Source organism: Staphylococcus sp. 231237_7MaSpsaltlick (genome assembly GCF_043107035.1).
The window spans coordinates 50422-74266 of sequence record NZ_JBICNX010000014.1 but is presented as its reverse complement, the minus strand read 5'-3'; the positions used below and the strand labels follow the sequence as shown (position 1 = coordinate 74266).

Below are 23845 nucleotides of genomic sequence, written 5' to 3'. Positions count from 1 at the left end.
AGTGCTTGTTCCTTTTTAGTTTAATTAATTTTGTAATTCTGCAATTGCTTTTGCGATAGAATCAAATACATGCGGTATGTCTTCTTTTTCTACACAACTAAATGCAATTCTGATATCTGTCTTATTTAAAGCGATAATACCGATTGAATAATTTTCAATTAAATGTGTGCGTAGTGTCTCAGGATCTACACCTTTGACTTGTACAGCCATGAAGTAACCTGAATTAAATTCATATGGTTGCCAGTATGGTTTATATTTTTCATCATAAACGACATCTTTAGTGACTTCATAGCGTGCTTGTAACGTATCGATATTGTGTTGAATTTCTTGGTCGAACGTTTCATTATGTTCTAACACGTATTTCACTGCACTTTGAGAAGGCATAGGACCACTAGAAATATTACTTCTAATCATACCTTTAACCTTTGCTTCTAATACAGCTTTTGCTGTTTCATCATTTACACCAAATGTAATGAAACCAACTCTTAAGCCCCAAGCAAAAAATTCTTTAGTTGCACCGTCTAGACGTATAGGAAGTAGATTTTTTAACTGTAAGTTTGTTAATGCAGTAAATAAAGATTGAGTATAGACATCTTCATAGAATAATCCGTAATATGCATCATCAACAAGAGAGATGACATTAGTACCTCGTTCTGCTAAGTCTTTGATAGCTGTCACGATTTGATTAACTTGATCTTTAGTAGGTGTGTAACCTGTTGGGTTGTTTGGATAATTTAATATAAGTACTACTTTATCTTTATTATAATTCGCTAAAGTATTCACTAAAGCATCAGTAGTGTAATTACCATTTTCATCAAAAATATCATATGTTTCGAAAACAGCACTATGTCTTGTACTATAAACAAGTTTATAGTTACCCCAGTTATGTGTAGGCAATAATATTGTATCACCACTGTTTACAAACATATCGCCCACTAATGATAAACCATGAGTCAATGCATTTGTGATAATAGGTCTAGTCATATCCGTTTTATTTAAATCTGGATTTTCTTTCAACATTTTTTCTTGCCATAAATCACGTAAGGGTTCGATACCTTGAGGAGGTGAGTAAGGGAATATTTCATCAGGTTCTAATTCGCCAAAAACGTTATTTAAAGTGTCTGCGTACATCTTTTTATTGCTATAAGTTGCCATACCAATTGTGGCATTATATTTTGTAGCTTTGGCTTCAGCAGATTGAGATAAAATACCTTTCGGATAATACATTAATTTACCTAAATCTGAAAGCATATCTGCAATTTCTGGATTTGATTTAGACAATTGTTCATTTAAATCTAAAGCTAATGGATTCATGGATGGTCTACCTCTCTTTACATATTGTTACTTCCTATATTATCTTGAAATCATTTAAAATTAAAGTCCTGACCACATTTTAAATAAAATTTATAAAAAAACTGACACCTTTATCGAACATATGTTCTATTTGTGTTAAAATAAGAACAGGCCATCAAATTCCACATGGCACTTTTTACTGTGGGAGGTGTAGTATGATATCGTGGTGGCAAGAAATTATAGGAACGCTAATAACGGGTTGCTTACTTGTTATTTTCCGTGTTTGGTTAGAAAATAATTGGAAAGACAAATAGGTGGCCCTACACAAAAAACCCCAAGTCTGCGACACCAGACTTGGGGTTGTGTAGTATAATTCGTGGATACATTTACAATTTTATCATCAATGGTATAACTCTGCAAACATTATATTTTATTGTATATAATAGAATTAGAACTGTTCATATACTAATAAATTTAATAGTATATTTAGAAAATTAAATTATTGTTTGCTATAATTACGATGTTCGGGGTGATTAGGTGAGACATTTAACTAAAGTTTTTGTGTGCTTAGCAATCATTTCATTTATTGTAGGATATTATTTACAGGCGAATGGTAATGAATCATCTGGTATTAAATTATTAATAGCTGCAATAATGTTTATGATTTGCGCGTTTATTAATCGAAATAATAATAGAAAAGAACGAAATAAACACCACAAAAAATAATTTATAAGTAATTTTAAGGCTTAACTGTGTATATGCTGTATACTCAATTAAGCCTTTTTCCATCTATTAATCTCATATTTAATAGAAAGATGTTTACAACTAATGATATATTGTGTATATTGTATATATACAGTGATAAGGGAGGACGTTAATGAAAATACTTTTAAAAAATAATAGTGAGAGCCCTATATATGAGCAAATTAAACAGCAAATTAAAGAAAATATTTTAAAAGGCTACGTTGATCCCGGCGAACACTTACCTTCAATGCGTGAATTAGCACAAGATTTAAGTGTTAGTGTAATTACCACCAAACGTGCTTACGAAGATCTCGAGAAAGATGGATTCGTCTTCACTATTAGAGGGAAAGGCACCTTTGTAAAGGAACAAGATAGTTCGATATTGAAGGAAAAACAATTTATTGTGATTGAATCCTTAGCCAAGTCAATTAGCAAAGAAGCTAAAACGATTGGTATGTCTCTCTCTGAATTGCAAGATATCCTAGCAATGATTTATGAGGAGGACGAGGAATGAATGCAATAGAAGTTAATGCCGTTAATTACGAATATGGTGGCTTTGCATTAAAAGATATTAACTTTCAAGTTCCAAAAGGGTATGTAACAGGCTTTATCGGCTCCAATGGTGTTGGGAAGACGACCATGATTAGAATGATAATGGATTTAATTGAGCCAAGTAGTGGAGAAATCTTTGTGTTTGATAAGTCAATGCGCAAACATGCTGTGGCGTTGAAAAATAAAATTGGTTTCGTTTACTCGGATTTATATTTAAATGAAAAATGGACTATTAATAAGGTTGAGTCGGTTGTAGCTCCTTTTTATGACGATTGGAATCATGAGTTATTTAACAGCTACTTAAGAAAATTCAATTTAGCATATAACAGTAAGATTAAGACTTTATCGACTGGAATGAAGATGAAATTATCAATTGCGATTGCCTTCAGTCATCAAGCTGAGTTATTCATTTTAGATGAGCCAACCTCTGGATTGGATCCAATCGTACGCAACGAAGTCCTAGATATAATACAGCAAGAATTGATTAATGAGGAAAAAACAGTCTTTTTATCGACACATATTATTTCAGATTTAGAGAAAATTGCAGATTACTTAATTTACTTTAAAGAAGGTAAAGTTGTATTGAATGATTATTTAGATCAAATTATGAATCAATATCAAGTTGTTAAAGGTGATTCTGAACACCTAGACGATGAGTTGTTTGGATTGATGCATTACTATGAAAAAAACAAAACAGGATATGTCGCCTTAACTGACCAAGCCAATGTCTTCAAAGAAATATTTGGTAATAAAGTTGCAATTACCAAGCCGACGATAGAAGAATTAATGGTTTACTTGGAAAAAGGTGACAGTACAACATTGGAACATGAAAGTGAGAATAAATGAAGGAGACGTTAGATGAAAAATTTAATTATTAGAAACTTTAAATTACGTAAAAAAACCATTGTGTTGTATAGTCTCTTGCTCATTTTTGCACCAATTCAATTACTGATTAACAATGATTTGTTGATCATTAGAATACTTTCATCTATTGTTGCAATGATTATTCTTTTTGTTTCATTGTTAGATTCTGGTCATGCCTTTCGCTTTCACAGTAGATTGGGTCACAAACAATCACTAGACTTCTTTGGTAGTTTACCAGTGTCTAAGAAAGCATTATTGGATTCAACATATATTACTATTTTATTATTTACTTTAATCGGTGCAGGTATTTTATCTTTATATAATATTCCTAGCTCAACAGTTTCTAAGACGGGAATTTCGTATAGTATCACCTTGCCATTTTCTTATATAGCGATTAATTTATTCGCTGTACCAATCGCATTTAAGAGAAATTTAGAACAAAAATCCGAGAATATTTCATACTTAGTTTACTTACTGATAATGATTTTATTTATACCATTTTTAATGATTCTCATTGCTGTAGGCATACAATCTTTGATAGGGCATCAACCTATATTTTTGAATTACTTAGAATTGCTCTATAAATATGGTTTTTTAATTATTAGCATTATTTTCTTTATTAGTAACTACTTTATACAATACAAAAAAATAAGTAACCAACAAAAGGAGGCAAATTAATGCAATTACACGATATAACTAAGACCTATGGTTCTAATAATGTACTGGATCATATAGATTTTGATTTTGGCCATAGCCAAATTGTAGGTTTAATTGGTAAAAATGGTGTCGGAAAAACGACTTTAATGAAAGTAATGAATGGAAATATTATTAATTATAAAGGTGAAGTAAAATTAGGAAATAAAGAAAATATCGGTTATCTAATTGAACATCCTAAATTATATGATAATAAATCAGGACTATATAATTTGAAATTATTTGCACATGTCTTAGGAAAAGGTTTTGACAAAAAATATACAGATTATATTATCGATGCATTTGGTATGAGACCGTATATTAAGAAAAAAGTTAAAAAATATTCAATGGGGATGAAACAAAAATTAGCAATAGCAGTTTCATTAATGAACAAACCCAAATATCTTATTTTAGATGAACCTACTAATGGCATGGATCCAGATGGTTCTATAGATGTATTGAAAACAATTCAATCATTAGTAAAAGAATTGGAAATGAAAATATTAATTTCTAGCCATAAATTAGAAGATATTGAGTTGATTTGTGACAGAGCAGTATTTTTAAGAGATGGTAATTTCGTGCAAGATGTAGATATGAAATCAGGTGCACCTACTGATTCTACAGTGGTTATTGTTGCAACAGACGAATTTGATAAAACATTAGCACATTTAAACGAACACCATGAAGTTATTCAATCACTAAAAGAAAATAATGAAATAATATTGAAAGCTCAAAAGAACTACAAATCACTATTAAAAGGATTAGCTGAAATCGGCATTTATCCAGAATTTATTGAAACGCGTAAGAGTTCTTTACGTGATACTTACTTTAATATTAATCAGAAAGGCGGGAAATAATGAATAGTTTACAATTAGTAAAATATGATATGTATAGTATTTTCAAAAGTCCTTTGACTTATTTAGCATTACTGCTAACTATTATTCCATTAATAGGGTTTACTGTATTGTTTGTTCAACAGTCAGATCAAATGAATGGTAATACATTACTATCGGCAGGTAGTTGGTTCTTCTCATTAATGGGTTTACTGTTTGTTATTAAAACAATCACAAGAGATATCTCACAAGGTACGATTCAATTATATATGAATAAGAAATCAAGTCGTGCTGGCTATGTTATCGCCAAAGTGATTTCTATACTGTTGATTTCAATTATGATAACTGCCGCTCTGGTTGTATTTGTCTTAATTGTACAAGGTATTGTAGATGGTAAAAATGTAAAAACAGATAAATTCTTTGAACTCTTATGGTTTTTCTTTATTTTCCATTTATTCTATGGATTATTGCTTTATTTATTCTCATTAATCGTTCCTAAAACAGCATTAATCTTTACATTAGGAATCTTTTTAGTATTAATTGTTCCTTTTGCTGAACCATTCTTACCAATGATTCCTAAAATTGGGGACGACATTAAAGATTCATTAAAATATGTACCATTTAGCTATTTAACGTCTAAAACAACATCAGGTGATTATACATTTACGCATTGGCAATGGTTCATTTCATCAGCATCTATAGTTGTGTTATTTATCGTCAATTTATTTTATGCAACTAGAAAAGATATATAAGATTTAACCGAATTTCACAATAAAAAGAGACGTATGAATCAACGGTTAGAAAACCTATTCATACGTCTCTTTTTTATATTGTGATAAGTTTGTCTAAAATTGAATCATAAACATGTTTCCACATTTGAGAATCTGTCTTATAACGGTTACTAATAATTACATGTGTTTCTGCAGATTTATCTTCATATGTAGGATCATCTTTAGCTGGTAACTTTGCACGCGTTTCGTCTACAAAATGCTGTACTTGCTTAGCACGTGGACCCCACACTGAAACTTGTTCAAAATTATCATTTAAAAAGACAAAAATTGGAATAGACCTAGCAGTTCCATTTGTTAGATATTGATCTATTAAATCAGTATTTTCATCACGATGGAAGACACGAACTTCCAAGTTTAATGCTTCACTGATATGTTTTAAAATTGGAATGTTCATCATAGCATCGCCACACCAATCTTCTGAAATTACTAAGACTTTGCTGTAGTTTGATGTTTTGAGTTGATCTAGTCTTTGATCATTATTTGGTAAAGAGAATGAATGATATATTGACTCTAAATTCTCTTTGTTTTCTGTCATTGCTGCAATATACTGATCAAGTGGTTGACTGTTGTTGAAATACGTTTCTAAACTTGTCATAGTACTTCCCCCTTTAGTTTATTAGGTATTATTATATCAATAAATATAAATGAAAGAAAATTTTTAATACTTATAAAAGTAATATGTTTTAAAAAGTATAGTTTATGGATGAAAGTATGAAATTCCTATGCTATATTAATTAAGTGATATGGAATGTGGTGACAAAATGAAGTTATTAAAAAATGTTAAATGGATAATTACAGTTGTTTTCATACTTATTACTATTGGCACCGTAGTGATATTCGTCAATCATAATAGGTTACATGCTAATACTAATTTGAGTAACTTTAAAATTGATAAATTTAAGATTGGTTCAAAAATGAATAAGCATAAATTTGAGTTAGATGATGATGTTTTATTAAAGAAGGTTTATGTTTATTCAATGGTTGATCATCCTGAATTTATAGTATTAGTAAATAAGCGTAGTAATCAAATTGTTGGGATGTCGTTATTAAATGACAATAGTCTACAGACAAATTATGGTTGGAAAATCGGTGACGATATTTCAAAAGTGAAGGCGAGTTTAAACGCAAATTATAGAGAGAAATCACTACATAATGGATTTAAGTCTTTGATTTTTATTGATAAAAAACATAAAATAAAGTTGTTTGTTGTACATAAGAATAATAAAATAAAAAAGATTGAAATTCATAATAAATAACAATTTAAAATGACATTGCCAACAGGTGTGTCATTTTTCTATTTGAACATATAAAGTGGATTGAATTCTATACTTGAATGGCGGTAGATATTTTGGATAAAATCACTTTTTTAAATGAATTAGAACAAGAGTTAGATAATTTACCAAGAAGTGAAAGAGATAAAGTAATGTATGAATATGAGGATTACTTTTTCGAGCAAGAAAGTGAAGGTAGAAATGAGTACCAAATTATTGGTGCATTAGAATCACCAAAGAAAATTGGTAAAGAGATTATGGCTAAGAGTGCTATAGCCTCAGCTGAATATAAACCTAATGTAAGAACCATTGTTCGTGCGATTATGGCATCATTGGGCATGGGTATCTTGTCTGTAGTGATTATCTTGATTCCAATGATATTTGTAGGTTTCTTTATGGTTATCTTATTATTATGTTCTCTATTCTTTACACTTAGTCCAGTGTTACTGATTATCAATGGTATATTTAATCATAATATCAGCTTTGCAGTTAGCAATTATTTGTTTGCAATATCATATACTGGCTTAGGCATTGTACTTTTCGTTGCTATTGCTAAATTAGCTCAATTTGTATATCGTTTAATTTTGAAGTATTTACGTTGGAATATCAAAACGATTAGAGGGAGTGCAGTTGAATGAAGAAGTTATTCATAAGTGGATTAATCTTATTTATAGTATGCTTCCTCTTAGGCTGCTTGACTTGGTTTGGATTTGAGCAACAAAATAATAAACTTAATTCTGTAAATAAAACCTTTGATTCTAAAAAGATAAATAGTCTTAAGTTAGATAGTCAAAATAGTTCGATCAACATCAAACAAGGTAAACAATTTGCAGTTAAATATAGTGGTAAGAAAAAGTTGAACATCGATGACTCTAATCAAGAATTAAGCATTCAAGAAAATAGTAATAGTGAAGATCATTATGGTTTGAATTTCAACCCATTTAGACGAGTAAATGACCGGATGACAATAATAGTTCCAGATAAACAATTAGATAAGTTAACACTATCATGCGAAACAAATGCGACTACTATAAATAATGTGGATATTAAATCAGCAAAAATTTTATTTAATGACACTGGCGGTGCGCGTATTACAGTAAAAAATTCGACGATAAATGATATGTTTTATAGAGGGACTAATTCTCCAATTCATTTAACTAAAAGTGATATAAAGCATGCAAATATTAAATCGAAAAATGAAAGCATCATAGTTAATGATTCCCTAATTGAATCTTCAGTGTTGCTTGCGAACAAAGGGAATATTGAGTTGAATAAAATGGATGTAAAATCTGATTTTAAAGCCTCTACACAACACGGTAATATACACATGAGATATAACAAAGAACCGAACAATACGTTGTTAAAGTTAAATCCCGAAAATGGCAATGCGCATGTAAACAATAAAATGTTTATCGATGGTAAAGTTGGAGATGGACAAAATGTCTTGGAATTTTATACCAATCATGGTGATATTCATATAGATTAATAGAGCGTAAATGAAAGAACCGAGTTTAACATTTTGTGTTATTGTCGGTTCTTTTTATAATTTATTCAGTGGCAAATGTTAAATCAGTATCAATATTTCCAGTGATTTGTGTTTCATTTAATGATGATCCAGTCAGCCATTTTGAAAAGTCGACCTTAAGTGGGGATTGATTTTCACCTAAAGCAATATAAGCTGTTAGTGACTGGGGCTCATACATACTTGTGTGTATCGTCCCTGACCAACTTTTAAATAATTTACTATAAATTTCAAATTTTGGATCATTGAACATCTGGAATGCGTCCATTTTATCAAGATGTTGTGGTGTTTTTTTTAACAATCTCGACAGTCGCTCCTTCGATTCTTTGGTGTAATTTCTATTCTCATGTGTTAATAATTTAAAATGATTGGTACATGTTCGATCATAGCGAACCTCGATGGAACGTGGTGAAACTTCAATGATTGCATGATTTAAATGCTTATCCATAACAATATAACTGAAAGAACTTCGGTGAGGTATTTCTTTTAGTAATTTTATTGCTTCGGGAACATCTTTACAGTATTGAAGTATTAATCTACCAATCATATAGCATACAAATCCGTTTCCTGGATGCTTTCTATGCATGAAATTATAACCCATAGCTAGGCCAGCTTCATTCATGCCATCCATTCTACCTGTTACTCTAGATGTAGGGGCAACATGTGCTAGTCCACCATCATTTGGTTGGAACAATAAATAACGTCCGTCATATGTAGCAGGGTGGTAATCATAATTTCTAACCATATAATCATTGCCTAGAAACACTGTGCAGCCACTATTCTTAAGTGGTGTGAAGCGGTAATGAGCAAAATTTAATATCATTTGGCTAGTTGGGATATTTAATACTTCTTGCATGCCATTAATCTCTTCCCATATTTGTGGTGCATAGACTTGAAATATATCATATGTTTCCTTTATATGTATGTCAAAACGTGGAACACGCTTTTTCCATTCTTTTTCTCTATTTTTCAATAGTGGGGTTTGTTGCATCCATTTAGCAGTCTCTATACCTAAATCAAAGTGAGAACCGCGATGCGTGAAAATATCTGATTTTACATTTTGCATAAACAAAACTCCTAATTTATTATATATTAACTTACAGAACTGTAATTCTTTTGTAACTTCATATTAATTGTATTATGTAAGTAGAATAGTTATTATAATAATAACATCAGCGAATAACTAATAAAATTAGTTTAATGAGGTGATTATAATGTCAAACTACTATGATTCATTTAAAGACGCCGTATCAACTTGGTGGAATAATTAAATTTACTATATTAAAGGCTAATACAATTGCTATTAGTCTTTTTTATTTTGATATTCTATATACATTGTGCTTATATAGTTGTGAGAAATTTATGAGACATTTAATGGAAGCATGGATGCATTTATACATCAATAACATAAAATTACTTTAGAATTTTGTAGAATAAAAGCTATAAAAGTGGGTATATATTTATTGATGCTTTTAATTGTGCTATCATTAGGTATAGACATTGTTAATAAATTATTGAGGTGAACAGAATAATGTGGAATTTTATTAAAGGTTTATTTAAATTTGTTTTCGGTACAATCTTTACCGTTTCATTAATCGCTGGCGTTGGTGCTGTAGCATTCGCCTATATCTTCAAAAAAGATTTTGAAGAAATCGAAAGTAAAACTAAAGAAATCGTTTCAGATATCGAAACAAATAATTAATTTATTGATAGAACACGTTAAGTGTTCTATTTTTTTTTTTTGCGAATTTGAAAATTGCGAAAAAGGGGAGGAAATAGTAGTTATCTTAGCAGTTAATTACTGCCAAGATAACCTATTCAATTGATGTATGACCATCAGTGGTGAGTATCTTGGTGATGTCTAATAAAGATAATGTCATCGTGCGTGTTGAATTTGTAATCTCACCCTCCAAGTTCATTTGTAATAAATTGATACGCTTGATTCGTAGCTCAACAGTTTCTAACCAACCATCTTGGAAGTATTCTATTGAGACAGGAATGTCTCTATGTAATGCTTGATGTAGTTGGCTGTTCAATTCGTTTAATTGATCATCTGATAACAAGGGACGGTCGATTTTATTTTGATCTATAATATATTGTTGAATCGACTCGAATTGTTCTGGCAATGTGGCAAACGGCGCCCATTTTACCATGCCTCGTCCTTGGGGAATATTTGGATTGAGAAACTCTCTAGGAATCTTTCTATAATCCGTTTCATCTTGGTATTCTTTAGGAATCATAAAATCACCTCACCACAATAATAGAACATATGTTCGTTTTTGGCAAGTGATATTTTAACTGAAGAAACGTTCTGAAAATGTCAATAACATAGTATTTATAAAGAATATATTTTCAATTGATTGTTTATTATGTAGATATTTATTAGAATAAAGATATATGAAAATGGAGGGGTTTACATGAGGACGATTGGTTACATAGGCACATATACTAAAAAAGAAGGTAAAGGTATATATCGCTTTGAATTAGATGAACAAACAGGAAAAGTCACAGAAGTAGACACTGGATTTGAATTAGAAGCATCTACTTACGTGAATCAACATAATAAGTTCTTATATGCTATTAATCGTGAAGGTGAAAATTGTGGCATAGCTAGTTTAGAGATTTTAGAAAATGGGGAACTAAAATTAATTAATAAATGTTTAGCATCGACAGAGGGAACTGGTTGTTATGTAGATATTTCACCAGATGGAAAGTATATCTTTGAATCCGTATATGGTGCAGGCTTAGCTAGAATATATGAGGCGAATCCTGAAACAGGTGAAATCATACGCTTAATACAAGAGTTAGCTCATGATTATCCTACTGGTCCAGACGAACGACAAGAAAGCTCGCATGTACATTTTCTAAAGACAACGCCTGATGAAAAATATGTTGTGGCGGCAGACTTAGGAACAGATAAAGTCGTGACTTATGAATATGGAGATGAAGGTCTAAAAGTATATGCTGTTAGTGATTTTGAGCCAGGTGATGGTCCAAGACATATCGCATTCCATGAAGATGGTAAGCATGCATATATAGTACATGAAATTTCTAATATGGTAAGCACTGTTGCATATAACGATGGTAAATTTACTGAAATAGAGCGTCACTCAACAATACCTGCTACATTCGAAGGCGAAACTAAACTTGCAGGTATTCGATTATCGAATGACCAAAAATTTATTTATATTAGTAATAGAGGTCATGATAGTATTGCCATCTTTAAAATAGGAGAAAAAGGTTCTTCAATTTCATTTGTAGATATTGTGTCAAGTGGCGGAGAATTCCCACGAGATTTTAATATTACAAATTCAGATGAATACCTAGTTTGTGCACATCAAGAAGGTGATTACGCATTAGCTGTGTTTAAGCGTAATAAAGTGACGGGAGAATTAACTCAAGTCGATCATCAACAACAAGCGCCTGAAGGTGTATGTGTACAATTTTTACAGTAATAGTCAAACGTGTTTGATATAAAAATTCTGAAAAAGTCAGTAAATGAAATAGTACGTATCCTTTAAGGTTTCATTTTTTAAAATGCTACCTTGAAGAACACGTATCAGAAAATTCATTTACTGACTTTTTATTTTGATGATTTCTCGTATCGTAATTGTTCGATGATTTAAGTATTGCATTGAGATATGGCATAGACTCGCGCCATGCTATCTTAGATGTCTTTATAAAAAGGGTATCAATGTAAAAAAATAAGGCACATCGTCCCATTTAATAAATAATTACTAAATGAACGAAGTACCTTATATTATGAAATAACAATGCGCAACTAATATATGATTGGATATTGATATATTTAGAACTTGTTAATTATTAAAAAACGTTTTTATATATTTGAATTTTCCTTTATATGGTGGGAAGAATAAGCTTGATTCTAATCTTGTTGATTTGAAAATATAAGATTTATCATGACTAAAGGTATTGAAACTATATTTGCCGTGATATTGACCAATGCCTGAAGCGCCAACTCCGCCAAATGGTAAATTAGGATTGGCAAGTTGCATCACAGTATCATTGATAGCACCACCACCGAAAGAAATTTCCTTTAATACACGTTCAGTAGCATTTTCATCTTCGCTAAATAAATACAAACTTAATGGCTTAGGTTTAGAACGGATTAATGAAACGGCTTCGTCAAAATCATCATAAGTGATAATAGGAAGTAGTGGGCCGAAAATTTCATCCTCCATAATTTTGGAATCAAAGGTAATGCCTTCTAAAAGTGTCGGTGACACATAACATTCATCCGCGTCTGTTTGACCACCAAAGATAATATCTTGCTGATGAATGGTAAGTAAGTCATGCAAACGATTGAAGTGCTTCGAATTAACAATTCGCCCAAAGTCAGGACTTTGTTGTATTGATTTGCCGTAGAATTCAGTGATCGTTTGTTTAAGTGCAGTGATAAGCGCATCTTGAACTTTACGATGAACTAAAATATAATCTGGTGCGACACACGTTTGTCCAGCATTAGCAAATTTACCAAAGCAAATACGTTCACTGGCAACTTTAATATTTGCTGTCTCGTCTACAATAACAGGTGATTTACCACCTAATTCTAACGTGACAGGTGTTAAATGTGAACTTGCTGCCTGATAGACTATACGGCCAACCTTTTCGCTACCAGTAAAGAAGATATAATCAAAAGGCAATTCAAGTAGTTGTTGTGTGACTTCGCTGTTGCCTTGACAAATACTTACGTATTCAGCATCGAAGACTTCTTCAATAATACTTTGAATGACTGTTGAAACAGTTGGTGTATATTCAGAAGGTTTCAATATGACAGTATTCCCAGCAGCAATTGCCCCGATTAAAGGTTCGATTAATAGTTGAAAAGGATAGTTAAACGGACCAATGATTAATACTGTTCCATAAGGCTCTTTCATAATATAACTTTTGGTTGGAAACATAAAGATAGGGGTGTTGACTTGCTTTGGTTTCGCCCAATTTTTAAGTTCTTTACGTGCAGTTTTAATATTTTTTAAAGTGAAACCAATTTCTGAGGCATAAGTCTCTACTTTGTTTTTTCCTAAATCTTTCTGAAAAGCGTCGAGTAATTCATCTTCATGATTACGTATACTTTTACTTAACAGCTTGAGCTGCTTTCTTCTAAATTTAATATCTTTGGTTTCGTGAGTATCAAAATATTTTTTACTATTATGGAAAGTCTGTTCTATCACATTCAAATGGAATCCTCCTAATCTGACAAGTACTAGATAAGTATACTTGGATAAAAAACTGGAACATATTTAAATATGTTCCAGGATTACTATATTGATAACATAACAACAATAATTGCTAATTTATAATTAATATAACGTATTAAACTATTTAGTTAAAGTTTCTGTAATTTGAGGCACAACTTGTTTCTTACGAGATACAACACCTGGTAAGAATGCAGTACCATTTTCAAGTTTAACATCAAATGCAACGCCAACTTGGTCTTTTTCAGCACCAACAACAAGGATTTTTGAATCACTGTTAATAATATCAGTGATGACAAGTACAAATAAATCATATTTTTCATTTGCGCTTGCTTCTAACATAGCTTTTTCTAATTCATCTTGACGTTCGAACACTTCATCTATATCTACAGTGTTAACTTGAGCGATGCGTGTAGTATAGTCACCCATGTTGAATGATTTTGCATCTGCAGTTAATAAGTCTGTTGCAGATTTATCTGAAGTTGAAGCACCAGCTTTAAGCATTTCTAGACCATAAGATTCTAAATCTACGTCAGCAATCGCTTTTAATGCTTCTGCAGCATTAACATCTTCTTCAGTACATGTAGGTGATTTAAATAGTAAACTGTCAGAAATAATAGCTGAAACCATTAATCCTGCAATATGTGGTTTGATTTCAAAACCACGCTCTTGATACATTTTATATAAAATCGTAGCAGTACAGCCTACAGGTTCAGCACGGTAATACAATGGTGCTGCTGTTTCAAAGTTAGCGATTCTGTGATGATCTACAACATGCTTCACTTGTGCATCTGCAATTGAATCTGCACTTTGTTGGAATTCGTTGTGATCGACTAAGATAACTTCTTGATCAGCTAAATTATCATTTAATAATTCAGGTGCGTCTACTTTAAAGTGATCTAAAGCATATTGCGTTTCAGCATTAACGTCACCTAAACGATAAGGTGTAGCTTCAGTATTGCCAGTTTGTTGTTCAAAGTCTGCCATAATAATTGCTGATGAAATTGCATCAGTGTCTGGGTTTTTATGACCGAAAATATATGTTTTTGCCATGTTTAAATTCTCCTTATTTTTATATTTAATTTTATTTTATCATGATTAATAGTCGTTATTCTACTACTGCACCCAAGGAATTTTTAAAATGTGTTAACGCCCATTCATGTCCGGTTGGATTAAATGAGGCCACACCTTTATGTGAGATAAATAATTCGTAGCCTAAATTATAAGCGGAAATTGCAGTATGTAGGACGCAAATATCAGTACATACACCTACAATTTCAAGTTGTGTAACGCCTCGTTCTCTCAACATAATGTCTAATGGTGTTCCGAAAAATGAATCGTAACGTGTTTTATCTAAAAAATGTACGTGTTCATTAAACAGAATATTTTGATAAATATCATTAACCTTACCGTACAATTCTCTTCCAATCGTACCTAAAATATTATGTGGTGGAAAAAGTTTACTCTCAGGATGGTAATGATTATCTTCGTAATGTAAATCCATCATAAAGAAGATTTGTTGCTTTTTATTATTGTAAGCTTCAATTCTTTCAACGATATAGTTTTCTATTTGTTGACCGGCCTCCCCACAGGTCAATTTGCCATTATCTGCAACAAAATCATTTGAGTAATCAACGATAATCAGTGCACTATTTTTCATGAACCTTTTTCACTCCCTAATTATAAAGTTAATAGTCATTATATACTAACTCGTAAAAACATCAAAGGTGTATATATAGGGTTTAAATTAAATAGAATTTGTTTAATATATAGTAGTTAGGATAGAAAGGAAGTTTTCAATGATAATCAACGCGGCAAATTTTGGATTGAAAGGAAAGCGTAAATGGGCTGATACTAAAGCATTACAACATGCATTAGATATTGCAAAAACACAGGAGAAGGTCACGATACAAATACCAAAAGGTGAATATCATATACGTAGATCTTTGAAAATATATGAAGGTACAACATTGTTACTTGATGATGAAACGGTCTTGAAGCGAATAGGAAAAGATGCACTGTTAAAAAATGGTCGTAAGTTGAAACGTTATTACGGTTATAACGGAAATAGTCATATTCATATTGCGGGTGGTACATTTGATATGAATGGTTACGAATATCCATATAATAATACAGCAATGAGTATTGGACATGCGCAAGATATCCAAATTGTAGGCGTTACCTTTAAAGATATTGTCGGTGGTCATGCAATAGATGCATGTGGCATAAATGGATTATATATGAGTCAGTGTCAATTTCTTGGATTTAATGATGATAATGGAGAACGAAGTTTTTCTGAGGCAATCCAAATTGATTTACAAGTTAAAGGCGCATTTCCAAAATTTGGTGCGACAGATGGAACAGTTACTAAAAATGTAATTATTGAGCATTGTTACTTTGGTGCTTCTACCACACCTACAATGAAAGCATGGAATAGAGCTATCGGCTCGCATGCCAGTCGATTTAATCAATTCTATCAGAATATTCATATACGATATAATACATTTGATGGATTGAATCAATACGCTTTAACTCCTTTGAAAGCGAAGGATACTTATATTCATGATAATCATTTTATTAATTGTGTTGGAGGTATTCGTTTTTTAGCAGTAAAAGATGGCAAAAATGCGCAAGATTTATCAGGGAGACTATGTAATACGCAGGCAGGCGAAAATTTAAATATTTATCGTAATACCTTTATAGGGCCAATGACGAAAGAAGCGATTAGAGTTCAAAGTTACAATAAAGTCATGCATAAGAAAATAGTCATTGCGCATAATAACTTCGAGCATTGTTCTCAGAAAATTTATTTAAACCATGTTCAAGATGTGATTTTAGTTGGAAATGGTGATGCAAAAGTGGTTAAAAAACAAGTTAAATAAATAAGATGGACAGCGCTTATACCAAATGTGTAAGCGTTTTAATTATACGCTTTATTTGTTGTGAAGATATGTTATAATTGCTGTAATTATTGTGAATATTCAGACAATAATAAAGGGGGATTTTATGAACAAATTAAATGAAGGGGAGCGTCCGCTAAGCCATTACTTAACATTCTTTTCACAAGACAAAAAGTCATATAATACAGGACAAAAAATTGGTTTAATCTTAGGTCCACTATTGTTTGTGTTAACGTTATTATTCATACACCCAGAAGACTTGTCGCGAAAAGGGGTTTTTGTATTAGCAATAACGCTATGGATTGCAGTATGGTGGATAACGGAAGCGATACCTATAGCAGCAACGAGTTTATTGCCATTAATTTTACTACCAATGGGACATGTATTAAATCCAGAAGAAGTTTCAGCGCAATACGGTAATGACATTATATTTTTATTTTTAGGTGGTTTTATATTGGCCATTGCGATGGAACGATGGAATTTACATACGCGTGTAGCATTAACGATTATTAATTATTTAGGCACAAGTACTGGTAAAATTTTATTAGGATTTATGATTGCGACAGGATTTTTATCGATGTTTGTATCAAATACTGCAGCGGTGATGATCATGATACCTATAGGTATGGCGATTATTAAAGAGGCTCGTGAATTGAAAAATAGTGATATAAGTGAACATTCATTAAGTAAATTCGAACAATCTTTAGTGCTCGCAATTGGTTATGCTGGGACAATCGGCGGACTTGGAACATTAATTGGAACGCCTCCATTAATCATTTTGAAGGGGCAGTATCAGTCGGCTTTCGGTGAGGAAATTAGTTTCGCAAAATGGATGATTATTGGTGTTCCTACGGTGATTATTTTACTGGCAATTGTCTGGGCTTATATTCGATTTGTAGCATTTAAACATGAAATGAAAACTTTGCCTGGTGGTCATAATGTTATCAAGGATAAACTTGATGAGTTAGGCAAGATGAAATTTGAAGAAAAGGTCGTTCAATTTGTGTTTATTTTAGCTAGTTTTTTATGGATTAGTAGGGAATTTTTATTAAAGCGTTGGGAATTAACATCTGAAGTTGCAGATGGCACAATCGCTATATTTATATCTGTCTTATTATTTTTAATACCTGCGAAAAATAAAGCTAAGCATAAACGTATTATTGATTGGGATGTCGCAAAGGATTTACCTTGGGGTGTCTTAATATTATTCGGAGGAGGTTTAGCATTAGCTAAAGGTATCTCTTCAAGTGGATTGGCAAAATGGTTGGGCGACCAATTACGCTTAATAGAAGGCGTCAGTCCATTACTTATCGTTATAGTTATTACTTTATTTGTACTATTCTTAACAGAAATCACATCGAATACAGCTACAGCGACAATGATATTACCTATATTAGCTACACTATCAGTAGCAGTAAATGTTCACCCATTATTATTAATGGTGCCAGCAGCTATGGCAGCTAATTGCGCATACATGCTACCGGTTGGAACACCTCCAAATGCCATTGTTTTTGGAACAGGTCGGATTACGATAAAGAAAATGGCGAGTGTAGGATTTTGGGTAAACATGATCAGTGTGGTTGTTATCGTACTTATTGTCTATTTCCTAGTACCACCAGTGTTAGGTATAGATATTACGAAACCATTGCCACTGAAATAATATGTAAAAAAAGCGATAATGTCGACACTAAAATTGTGTCACATTATCGCTTTTCGTATTTGTTAAAACTTTGTTTTGACGAAAAATGGTGAAAGTTTTTATATCTATGATTTATCTGATAGGTCCATTTTATTAAAGGAACCAATTACTGTAACTTCAAAGTCTAAAGTATTTAATATTTTAATCACTTTATTAAGCTCGTCATTAATAGGTGAGTCAGCCTGTACGAAAAAGTGATACATACCTAGCTGTGTCTTTAATGGACGTGATTCAATCCACGATAAGTTAATATTAAATAATGCGAATGTGTTTAATATGCTCGCCAATAATCCAGGTTTATCATATTTTGGTGTGATGAGTACCATGCTATCACTTGCATCTTTAATATGCTGAGGTTGATTACTCACAACTAAAAAACGTGTTGTATTATGTGGAAAGTCTTGGATATTGTGAGCGATTGCTTTATATCCATATGGTTCGCCACTGCCTAAGGGTGCAATAGCGCCAGTTTGATCTGAAATTTTATCTAGGCTACTGATTGTACTTTCGACATAATCATAATCAAATCCGTGGTTTTGAATATATTGACTTGTCTGACTGATTGCCGGTGCAATGGAATAGACTTTGTTAATATCATTTACAGTTGCATCGTCCGGGCCATAAAGTGCAAATTGAATATCTAAATGTAATTCACCTTGTGCATAGATATTTTGTTGAGTTAATGCGTCAGCGACGATATTAATGGTTCCCTCAATTGAGTTTTCAATCGGAACGACTGCGATACTTTCGTCATCATGAGATACTGCTTGAACGACCTCGTATAAATTTGATTTAGGTATAAAATCATATGCATCTTCAGATTTATATTGTTTTGCAGCTAAGTAAGAAAATGTACCCTTCGGTCCCAGATAATAAAGTTTCATAACGTTACCCCTTGTTCTATATGTTGATTACGTACTTTTAATGAAAAGGACAACCGGTCGGTGCTTTCTTTTTATAATGAAAATTAGGATCCTTGATCTCGTTTTTATACCCATGATGATAGTTTGGAACTAATGACGGCGACAAAGGTGGTGCTAACCAAGACCATTTTCCTGTTACTTCACGACCTGCAGTATGTTCTGCTTGTTCAAACATTTCAAATTGCTTTGATGCAGTTAAATGATCCACTATAGAGACGCCTTCATTTCTAAAAGAATGGTAGACTGCATAATTTAATTCGACAAGTGTTCTATCTTTATTAAAAGTATTATTCCTAAGTGTATCAAATTCAAAGGCATCTGCAACAGTTTCTAATAAATTATAACGATAATTATCTGTGAAATTTCTAACTGCAATTTCATTGACCATATACCAACCATTAAAGGGAGCAGTTGGATAAGTAATACCACCTATGCTTAAATCCATACTTGAGATTATTGGTACTGCATACCATTTGAGACCTAATGATTGTAATTTTGGGTAACGGTCATGTGTAATTGGCACTTCCTTAATTAACGATTTTGGGTAGTTATGGTACTTAATACTATCGTTTGGCATTTGATAGATAAGTGGAAGAATATCAAAGTGTGTATGCTCGCCTTGCCAACCTAGATGTTGTGCGAGTGTTGTAATTTCCTTCTCTGCTGGGTCACCTAAATCGTCATAACCGGCATAGCGAATTAATTGATTATTGTATATAGTAGGTGGATTTGTAGCACTGAAAATAGTGATATAAGGTTTGATTCTACCATTATTTGTAGCGTGTTCAATATGATTTTCAATTTCAGTTATAAACTCTGCTTCAGTTTGAATTGATCTTGCATCATTGACGGTTAAAGATTCCCAGAATAGTCTTCCGATACAGCGATTTGAATTACGCCATGCCATTTTAGCACCGTACGTGAGTTCATCTGTTGTGTGCTCATACGTACCAGTATTAGTGATGGAGTGTTCAATTTCTGATAAGCGTTGACGTAATGTGTCGTTGCTATAATTTAATTCATTATACATTGCTTTAATAAACGCTTTGGCTTCATTTAACATTTCTAACACCTCATAATGTATTATAAAAGATTTGCTCTTAAATATAATGAGATAATTTGAAAATTCATTATTTTGTTTTGTTTCAGTCACATAATCATCATAATTTTAATTTTTATATGGAAATTGTACAATATATATAAGGTATAGAAAGAACATAGAATCCATCATATTTAAGGTGCTATCAGTGTTTCTTTTATGCTAAACTAATGGAAAAGCTGATTGGAGAGATAATTGTGTACCAATTTGAAGATGATACATTTGTATTACATAATGATTTATATCAAATAAATATGGCTGAAACATACTGGAATGATGGCATTCATGAGCGATGGTCAGTATTTGATTTATATTTTAGAAATATGCCATTTGACAGTGGTTACGCTGTATTTAATGGATTAAAAAAAATTATAGATTTTATTAGTGATTTTCATTTTTCAGCAAATGATATTGCGTACTTAAAATCAATTGGCTACCAAGATGACTTTCTAGGCTATTTAAAGGACTTGAAATTCACTGGTCATATACGCTCAATGCAAGAAGGGGAACTTTGCTTTGGGAATGAGCCGCTACTTCGAGTAGAAGCGCCGTTAATTCAAGCACAACTTATAGAAACTATGTTGTTGAATATTGTGAATTTCCACACGCTAATTACAACAAAAGCGAGTAGAATTAGACAAGTAGCGAGCAACGATAAATTAATGGAATTTGGTACGCGAAGAGCACAAGAAGCAGATGCTGCTTTATGGGGAGCGAGAGCTGCATTTATCGGTGGTTTTAATTCAACGAGTAATGTGAGAGCTGGCAAACTATTTGATATCCCTGTATCTGGCACACATGCGCATGCAATGGTACAAGCATATGGCGATGAGTATATTGCCTTTAAAAAGTACGCAGAACGTCATAGAGATTGTGTGTTCTTAGTTGATACGTTCCATACATTAAAGTCAGGCGTACCAACAGCAATAAAGGTTGCTAAGGAGTTAGGTGACAAAATAAATTTTGTTGGTATTCGTTTGGATTCAGGAGATATCGCTTATTTATCTAAAGAAGCTCGAAAAATGTTAGATGAAGCGGGCTTTAAGGATGCCAAAATTATTGCCTCAAATGATTTAGATGAAGAAACAATCATGAGTTTGAAATCGCAAGGTGCAAGAGTAGATTCGTGGGGCGTTGGCACGAAATTGATTACTGGCTACGATCAACCAGCACTTGGTGCGGTATATAAACTTGTTGCCGTCGAAAATGAACAAGGTGAATATGTAGATCGTATTAAATTATCTAATAATGCTGAAAAGGTAACAACACCAGGTAAAAAGAATGTTTACCGTATTATTAATAAGAAAACAAACAAAGCAGAAGGTGACTACATTACATTAGAACATGAAAATCCAAATGACGAAGCACCTCTGAAATTGTTCCATCCTGTCCACACATATAAAATGAAATTTATTAAATCATTTATAGCTAAGGACTTACACAGTGATATTTTTAAAGATGGACAACTCGTTTATGACTTACCAAGTGAAAAGGAAGCGCAACGTTATTTAACAGAGAACCTTTCACATTTATGGGAAGAAAATAAACGTCATTTAAATCCACAAGAGTATCCAGTTGATTTAAGTACTGCATGTTGGGAAAATAAACATAAACGTATATTTGAAGTGGCTGAACATGTAAAGGAGATGGAGGAAGAACATGAGTAATTTACAAGATATTATCGTAAAGGAAATGAAAGTGAAACCTGAAATAGATAGTAAAGCTGAAATTCGTAGCATCATTCAATTTATTAAAGGTTATATACAAACGCATTCTTTTATTAAGTCATTGGTATTAGGTATTTCTGGTGGGCAAGATTCAACATTAACAGGTAAATTATGCCAAATGGCAGTTAATGAATTGAGAGAAGAGCAAATAGATTGTCAATTTATTGCAGTGAAATTACCCTATGGTCAACAACAAGATGCGGACGAAGTAGAGGATGCATTAGCGTTTATTCAGCCGGATAAGACAATTACAGTAAATATTAAGCCTGCGGTTGATCAAAGTGTACAGTCATTAAAAGAGGCTGGAATTGAACTTACTGATTTCCAAAAAGGTAATGAAAAAGCACGTGAACGTATGAAGGTGCAATTTTCTATTGCTTCAAATAAACAGGGCATTGTTGTAGGTACGGATCATTCAGCAGAAAATATTACTGGATTTTATACTAAATATGGTGACGGTGCAGCAGATATCGCACCGATATTTGGTCTGAATAAGCGACAGGGTAGACAGTTATTACAAACTTTAGATGCCCCAAGTCATTTATATGAAAAAACACCAACAGCAGATTTAGAAGAAGACAAACCGCAATTACCAGACGAAGAAGCTTTGGGTGTCAGCTATAATGACATTGATGATTATCTAGAAGGTAAGCCAGTGTCTAGTGAAGCGAAGGCGACAATTGAACAACACTATATCAAAACAGCACATAAAAGAGAGCTAGCATACACAAGATATTCATGGCCGAAAAATTAAATTTAGCGTAATTTTTTTAGTGACAAATAAAGTGTGAGTTGATAAAATTACTTAAATTTAATGTATGAGAAAGGACAATGAATATGTCAGTAATAACTTCTAATCCGTGGTTAATGGTATTAGCGATATTTGTAGTTAATGTTGCATATGTATCATTTTTAACAATGCGAACAATATTGACGTTAAAAGGTTATCGATATGTTGCTGCTGTCGTTAGTTTTTTAGAAGTCTTAGTTTATGTTGTCGGTCTAGGGATGGTCATGTCAAGTTTAGACCAAATTCAAAATATTATTGCTTACGCTTTTGGTTTTTCAATCGGTATTATTGTAGGGATGAAGATAGAAGAAAAATTGGCTCTAGGCTATACTGTCGTCAATGTTACATCTTCAGAGTATGAATTAGATTTACCGCGACAATTGAGAGATTTAGGGTATGGTGTAACACACTATACTGCTTACGGTAGAGACGGTGACCGCTTAATTCTACAAATTTTAACGCCGAGACGATTTGAGTTTAAATTAATCGATACAATTAAACAAATAGACAATAAGGCTTTTATCGTAGCATATGAACCACGTACGATACATGGAGGCTTTTGGGCTAAAGGTCTTAAAAGTAAGAAACTTAAACAATATGATACGGATGAAGTTGAAAGTATATGAAAAAACAACAAAAATTCAAAGTAGAAGAAAACGAATCAATTCAGGATTGTTTACAGCGCATGCGTGAAGCAGGGTATATGCCGGTGAAACGTTTCGAAAAGCCTGTTTACAAAGAAAATAAAGACGGTAGTGTCGAAGTGCTAAGACAAGATATTGAATTTGTAGGTCGTTTAATGGAATCTTAAAATAATGATCGCATGGTGTTACCATGCGGTCTTTTTTTAAAGGATGAATTTAATTGAACTGAACAACAAGTTAAAAATTTTAAAAGAAAACCTAAAAGGTTTATACATTTGATAATA

General features: G+C 32.3%; 27 protein-coding genes. 18 read left to right on the top strand and 9 right to left on the bottom strand.

The genetic code is table 11. The annotated features are described in order from the left end of the window. Positions 1 to 24: 24 nt before the first annotated feature. Positions 25 to 1314, bottom strand: a complete 1290-nt coding sequence (locus ACF91D_RS21370) for an aminotransferase class I/II-fold pyridoxal phosphate-dependent enzyme (protein WP_107527852.1) — start codon at positions 1312 to 1314, stop codon at positions 25 to 27. A 197-nt stretch (positions 1315 to 1511) separates the two neighbouring features. Between ACF91D_RS21370 and ACF91D_RS21365 the strand changes: the two genes are divergently transcribed. The 7 genes from ACF91D_RS21365 (at position 1512) to pmtD (ending at position 5731) form a co-directional block, all read left to right on the top strand. Beyond that, positions 1512 to 1607, top strand: coding sequence for a Trp-rich small protein (locus ACF91D_RS21365; protein ID WP_229367409.1), 96 nt, complete (start codon positions 1512 to 1514; stop codon positions 1605 to 1607). A 223-nt stretch (positions 1608 to 1830) separates the two neighbouring features. Next, a complete protein-coding gene (locus ACF91D_RS21360) occupies positions 1831 to 2019 on the top strand; it encodes an SE1626 family protein (protein ID WP_042739389.1) in 189 nt (62 codons plus the stop codon). Between the two features lie 151 nt (positions 2020 to 2170). Then, positions 2171 to 2551, top strand: a complete 381-nt coding sequence (pmtR, locus tag ACF91D_RS21355) for a PSM export ABC transporter transcriptional regulator PmtR (RefSeq protein WP_042739388.1) — start codon at positions 2171 to 2173, stop codon at positions 2549 to 2551. Next, positions 2548 to 3435 (top strand): phenol-soluble modulin export ABC transporter ATP-binding protein PmtA, encoded by an 888-nt coding sequence (gene pmtA / locus ACF91D_RS21350; protein WP_107528034.1) that lies wholly within the window; start codon positions 2548 to 2550, stop codon positions 3433 to 3435. Before pmtR ends, pmtA begins: the two co-directional genes overlap by 4 nt. Before the next feature lie 12 nt (positions 3436 to 3447). Beyond that, positions 3448 to 4131 carry a phenol-soluble modulin export ABC transporter permease subunit PmtB gene (gene pmtB / locus ACF91D_RS21345; protein WP_042739386.1) on the top strand — a complete coding sequence of 228 codons (684 nt, stop codon included), beginning with the start codon at positions 3448 to 3450 and terminating at the stop codon, positions 4129 to 4131. Beyond that, the gene (gene pmtC, locus ACF91D_RS21340; RefSeq protein ID WP_107590076.1) at positions 4131 to 5003 is read left to right on the top strand and encodes a phenol-soluble modulin export ABC transporter ATP-binding protein PmtC; all 873 of its coding nucleotides are present in this window, start codon (positions 4131 to 4133) and stop codon (positions 5001 to 5003) included. Before pmtB ends, pmtC begins: the two co-directional genes overlap by 1 nt. Then, on the top strand, positions 5003 to 5731 hold the full coding sequence (gene pmtD, locus ACF91D_RS21335) for a phenol-soluble modulin export ABC transporter permease subunit PmtD (RefSeq protein WP_042739384.1): 729 nt from the start codon (positions 5003 to 5005) through the stop codon (positions 5729 to 5731). The genes pmtC and pmtD overlap by 1 nt, the downstream gene beginning before the upstream one ends. Before the next feature lie 73 nt (positions 5732 to 5804). On the opposite strand, the gene ACF91D_RS21330 is transcribed toward pmtD, so the two are convergent. Beyond that, complete coding sequence (locus ACF91D_RS21330) at positions 5805 to 6365, bottom strand: thioredoxin family protein (protein WP_042739383.1); 561 nt, start codon at positions 6363 to 6365, stop codon at positions 5805 to 5807. Positions 6366 to 6531: 166 nt separating this feature from the next. Between ACF91D_RS21330 and ACF91D_RS21325 the strand changes: the two genes are divergently transcribed. From ACF91D_RS21325 to ACF91D_RS21315, 3 genes are all read left to right on the top strand, one after another. Next, a complete protein-coding gene (locus ACF91D_RS21325) occupies positions 6532 to 7026 on the top strand; it encodes a hypothetical protein (RefSeq protein ID WP_107512692.1) in 495 nt (164 codons plus the stop codon). A gap of 92 nt (positions 7027 to 7118) precedes the next feature. Further along, positions 7119 to 7679 (top strand): HAAS signaling domain-containing protein, encoded by a 561-nt coding sequence (locus ACF91D_RS21320; RefSeq protein WP_042739429.1) that lies wholly within the window; start codon positions 7119 to 7121, stop codon positions 7677 to 7679. Then, positions 7676 to 8527 (top strand): DUF4097 family beta strand repeat-containing protein, encoded by an 852-nt coding sequence (locus tag ACF91D_RS21315; RefSeq protein WP_107528024.1) that lies wholly within the window; start codon positions 7676 to 7678, stop codon positions 8525 to 8527. Before ACF91D_RS21320 ends, ACF91D_RS21315 begins: the two co-directional genes overlap by 4 nt. A 61-nt stretch (positions 8528 to 8588) precedes the next feature. On the opposite strand, the gene ACF91D_RS21310 is transcribed toward ACF91D_RS21315, so the two are convergent. Continuing rightward, positions 8589 to 9629 (bottom strand): C45 family autoproteolytic acyltransferase/hydrolase, encoded by a 1041-nt coding sequence (locus ACF91D_RS21310; protein WP_107528025.1) that lies wholly within the window; start codon positions 9627 to 9629, stop codon positions 8589 to 8591. A 465-nt stretch (positions 9630 to 10094) separates the two neighbouring features. On the opposite strand from ACF91D_RS21310, the gene ACF91D_RS21305 reads away from it, so the two are divergent. Beyond that, the gene (locus ACF91D_RS21305) at positions 10095 to 10265 is read left to right on the top strand and encodes a hypothetical protein (protein WP_107512689.1); all 171 of its coding nucleotides are present in this window, start codon (positions 10095 to 10097) and stop codon (positions 10263 to 10265) included. Positions 10266 to 10377: 112 nt separating this feature from the next. On the opposite strand, the gene ACF91D_RS21300 is transcribed toward ACF91D_RS21305, so the two are convergent. Then, positions 10378 to 10803 carry a YolD-like family protein gene (locus tag ACF91D_RS21300; RefSeq protein WP_107526949.1) on the bottom strand — a complete coding sequence of 142 codons (426 nt, stop codon included), beginning with the start codon at positions 10801 to 10803 and terminating at the stop codon, positions 10378 to 10380. A gap of 177 nt (positions 10804 to 10980) precedes the next feature. On the opposite strand from ACF91D_RS21300, the gene pglS reads away from it, so the two are divergent. Then, positions 10981 to 12018, top strand: a complete 1038-nt coding sequence (pglS, locus tag ACF91D_RS21295) for a 6-phosphogluconolactonase (protein ID WP_107526948.1) — start codon at positions 10981 to 10983, stop codon at positions 12016 to 12018. Positions 12019 to 12381: 363 nt separating this feature from the next. Here the strand turns inward: pglS and ACF91D_RS21290 are convergent, their stop codons facing one another. From ACF91D_RS21290 to ACF91D_RS21280, 3 genes are all read right to left on the bottom strand, one after another. After that, on the bottom strand, positions 12382 to 13761 hold the full coding sequence (locus tag ACF91D_RS21290) for an aldehyde dehydrogenase (protein ID WP_107526947.1): 1380 nt from the start codon (positions 13759 to 13761) through the stop codon (positions 12382 to 12384). Positions 13762 to 13902: 141 nt separating this feature from the next. Continuing rightward, positions 13903 to 14832, bottom strand: coding sequence for a manganese-dependent inorganic pyrophosphatase (locus tag ACF91D_RS21285; RefSeq protein WP_042739378.1), 930 nt, complete (start codon positions 14830 to 14832; stop codon positions 13903 to 13905). Between the two features lie 55 nt (positions 14833 to 14887). Next, positions 14888 to 15439, bottom strand: a complete 552-nt coding sequence (locus ACF91D_RS21280; protein WP_042739377.1) for a cysteine hydrolase family protein — start codon at positions 15437 to 15439, stop codon at positions 14888 to 14890. A gap of 139 nt (positions 15440 to 15578) precedes the next feature. Here ACF91D_RS21280 and ACF91D_RS21275 point away from each other — a divergent pair, with 139 nt between their 5' ends. Beyond that, positions 15579 to 16661: a glycosyl hydrolase family 28-related protein gene (locus ACF91D_RS21275; protein WP_392437676.1), complete on the top strand. Its 1083-nt coding sequence runs from the start codon at positions 15579 to 15581 to the stop codon at positions 16659 to 16661. Positions 16662 to 16785: 124 nt separating this feature from the next. Beyond that, positions 16786 to 18339: an SLC13 family permease gene (locus ACF91D_RS21270; RefSeq protein WP_107526945.1), complete on the top strand. Its 1554-nt coding sequence runs from the start codon at positions 16786 to 16788 to the stop codon at positions 18337 to 18339. Positions 18340 to 18443: 104 nt separating this feature from the next. Here the strand turns inward: ACF91D_RS21270 and pheA are convergent, their stop codons facing one another. Then, positions 18444 to 19262 carry a prephenate dehydratase gene (gene pheA / locus ACF91D_RS21265; RefSeq protein WP_042739204.1) on the bottom strand — a complete coding sequence of 273 codons (819 nt, stop codon included), beginning with the start codon at positions 19260 to 19262 and terminating at the stop codon, positions 18444 to 18446. 37 nt (positions 19263 to 19299) lie between these two features. Further along, entirely contained in the window at positions 19300 to 20364 is a 1065-nt protein-coding gene (locus ACF91D_RS21260; protein ID WP_107526944.1) for a nitric oxide synthase oxygenase, read from the bottom strand. Between the two features lie 233 nt (positions 20365 to 20597). Between ACF91D_RS21260 and ACF91D_RS21255 the strand changes: the two genes are divergently transcribed. The 4 genes from ACF91D_RS21255 (at position 20598) to ACF91D_RS21240 (ending at position 23728) form a co-directional block, all read left to right on the top strand. Beyond that, on the top strand, positions 20598 to 22067 hold the full coding sequence (locus ACF91D_RS21255; RefSeq protein ID WP_107512682.1) for a nicotinate phosphoribosyltransferase: 1470 nt from the start codon (positions 20598 to 20600) through the stop codon (positions 22065 to 22067). Next, complete coding sequence (gene nadE / locus ACF91D_RS21250; protein ID WP_107526943.1) at positions 22060 to 22881, top strand: ammonia-dependent NAD(+) synthetase; 822 nt, start codon at positions 22060 to 22062, stop codon at positions 22879 to 22881. The genes ACF91D_RS21255 and nadE overlap by 8 nt, the downstream gene beginning before the upstream one ends. 83 nt (positions 22882 to 22964) lie before the next feature. Next, positions 22965 to 23543 carry a DUF2179 domain-containing protein gene (locus ACF91D_RS21245; protein ID WP_042739205.1) on the top strand — a complete coding sequence of 193 codons (579 nt, stop codon included), beginning with the start codon at positions 22965 to 22967 and terminating at the stop codon, positions 23541 to 23543. After that, positions 23540 to 23728 carry an NETI motif-containing protein gene (locus ACF91D_RS21240; protein ID WP_042739200.1) on the top strand — a complete coding sequence of 63 codons (189 nt, stop codon included), beginning with the start codon at positions 23540 to 23542 and terminating at the stop codon, positions 23726 to 23728. Before ACF91D_RS21245 ends, ACF91D_RS21240 begins: the two co-directional genes overlap by 4 nt. The last annotated feature ends 117 nt before the right edge of the window (positions 23729 to 23845 follow it).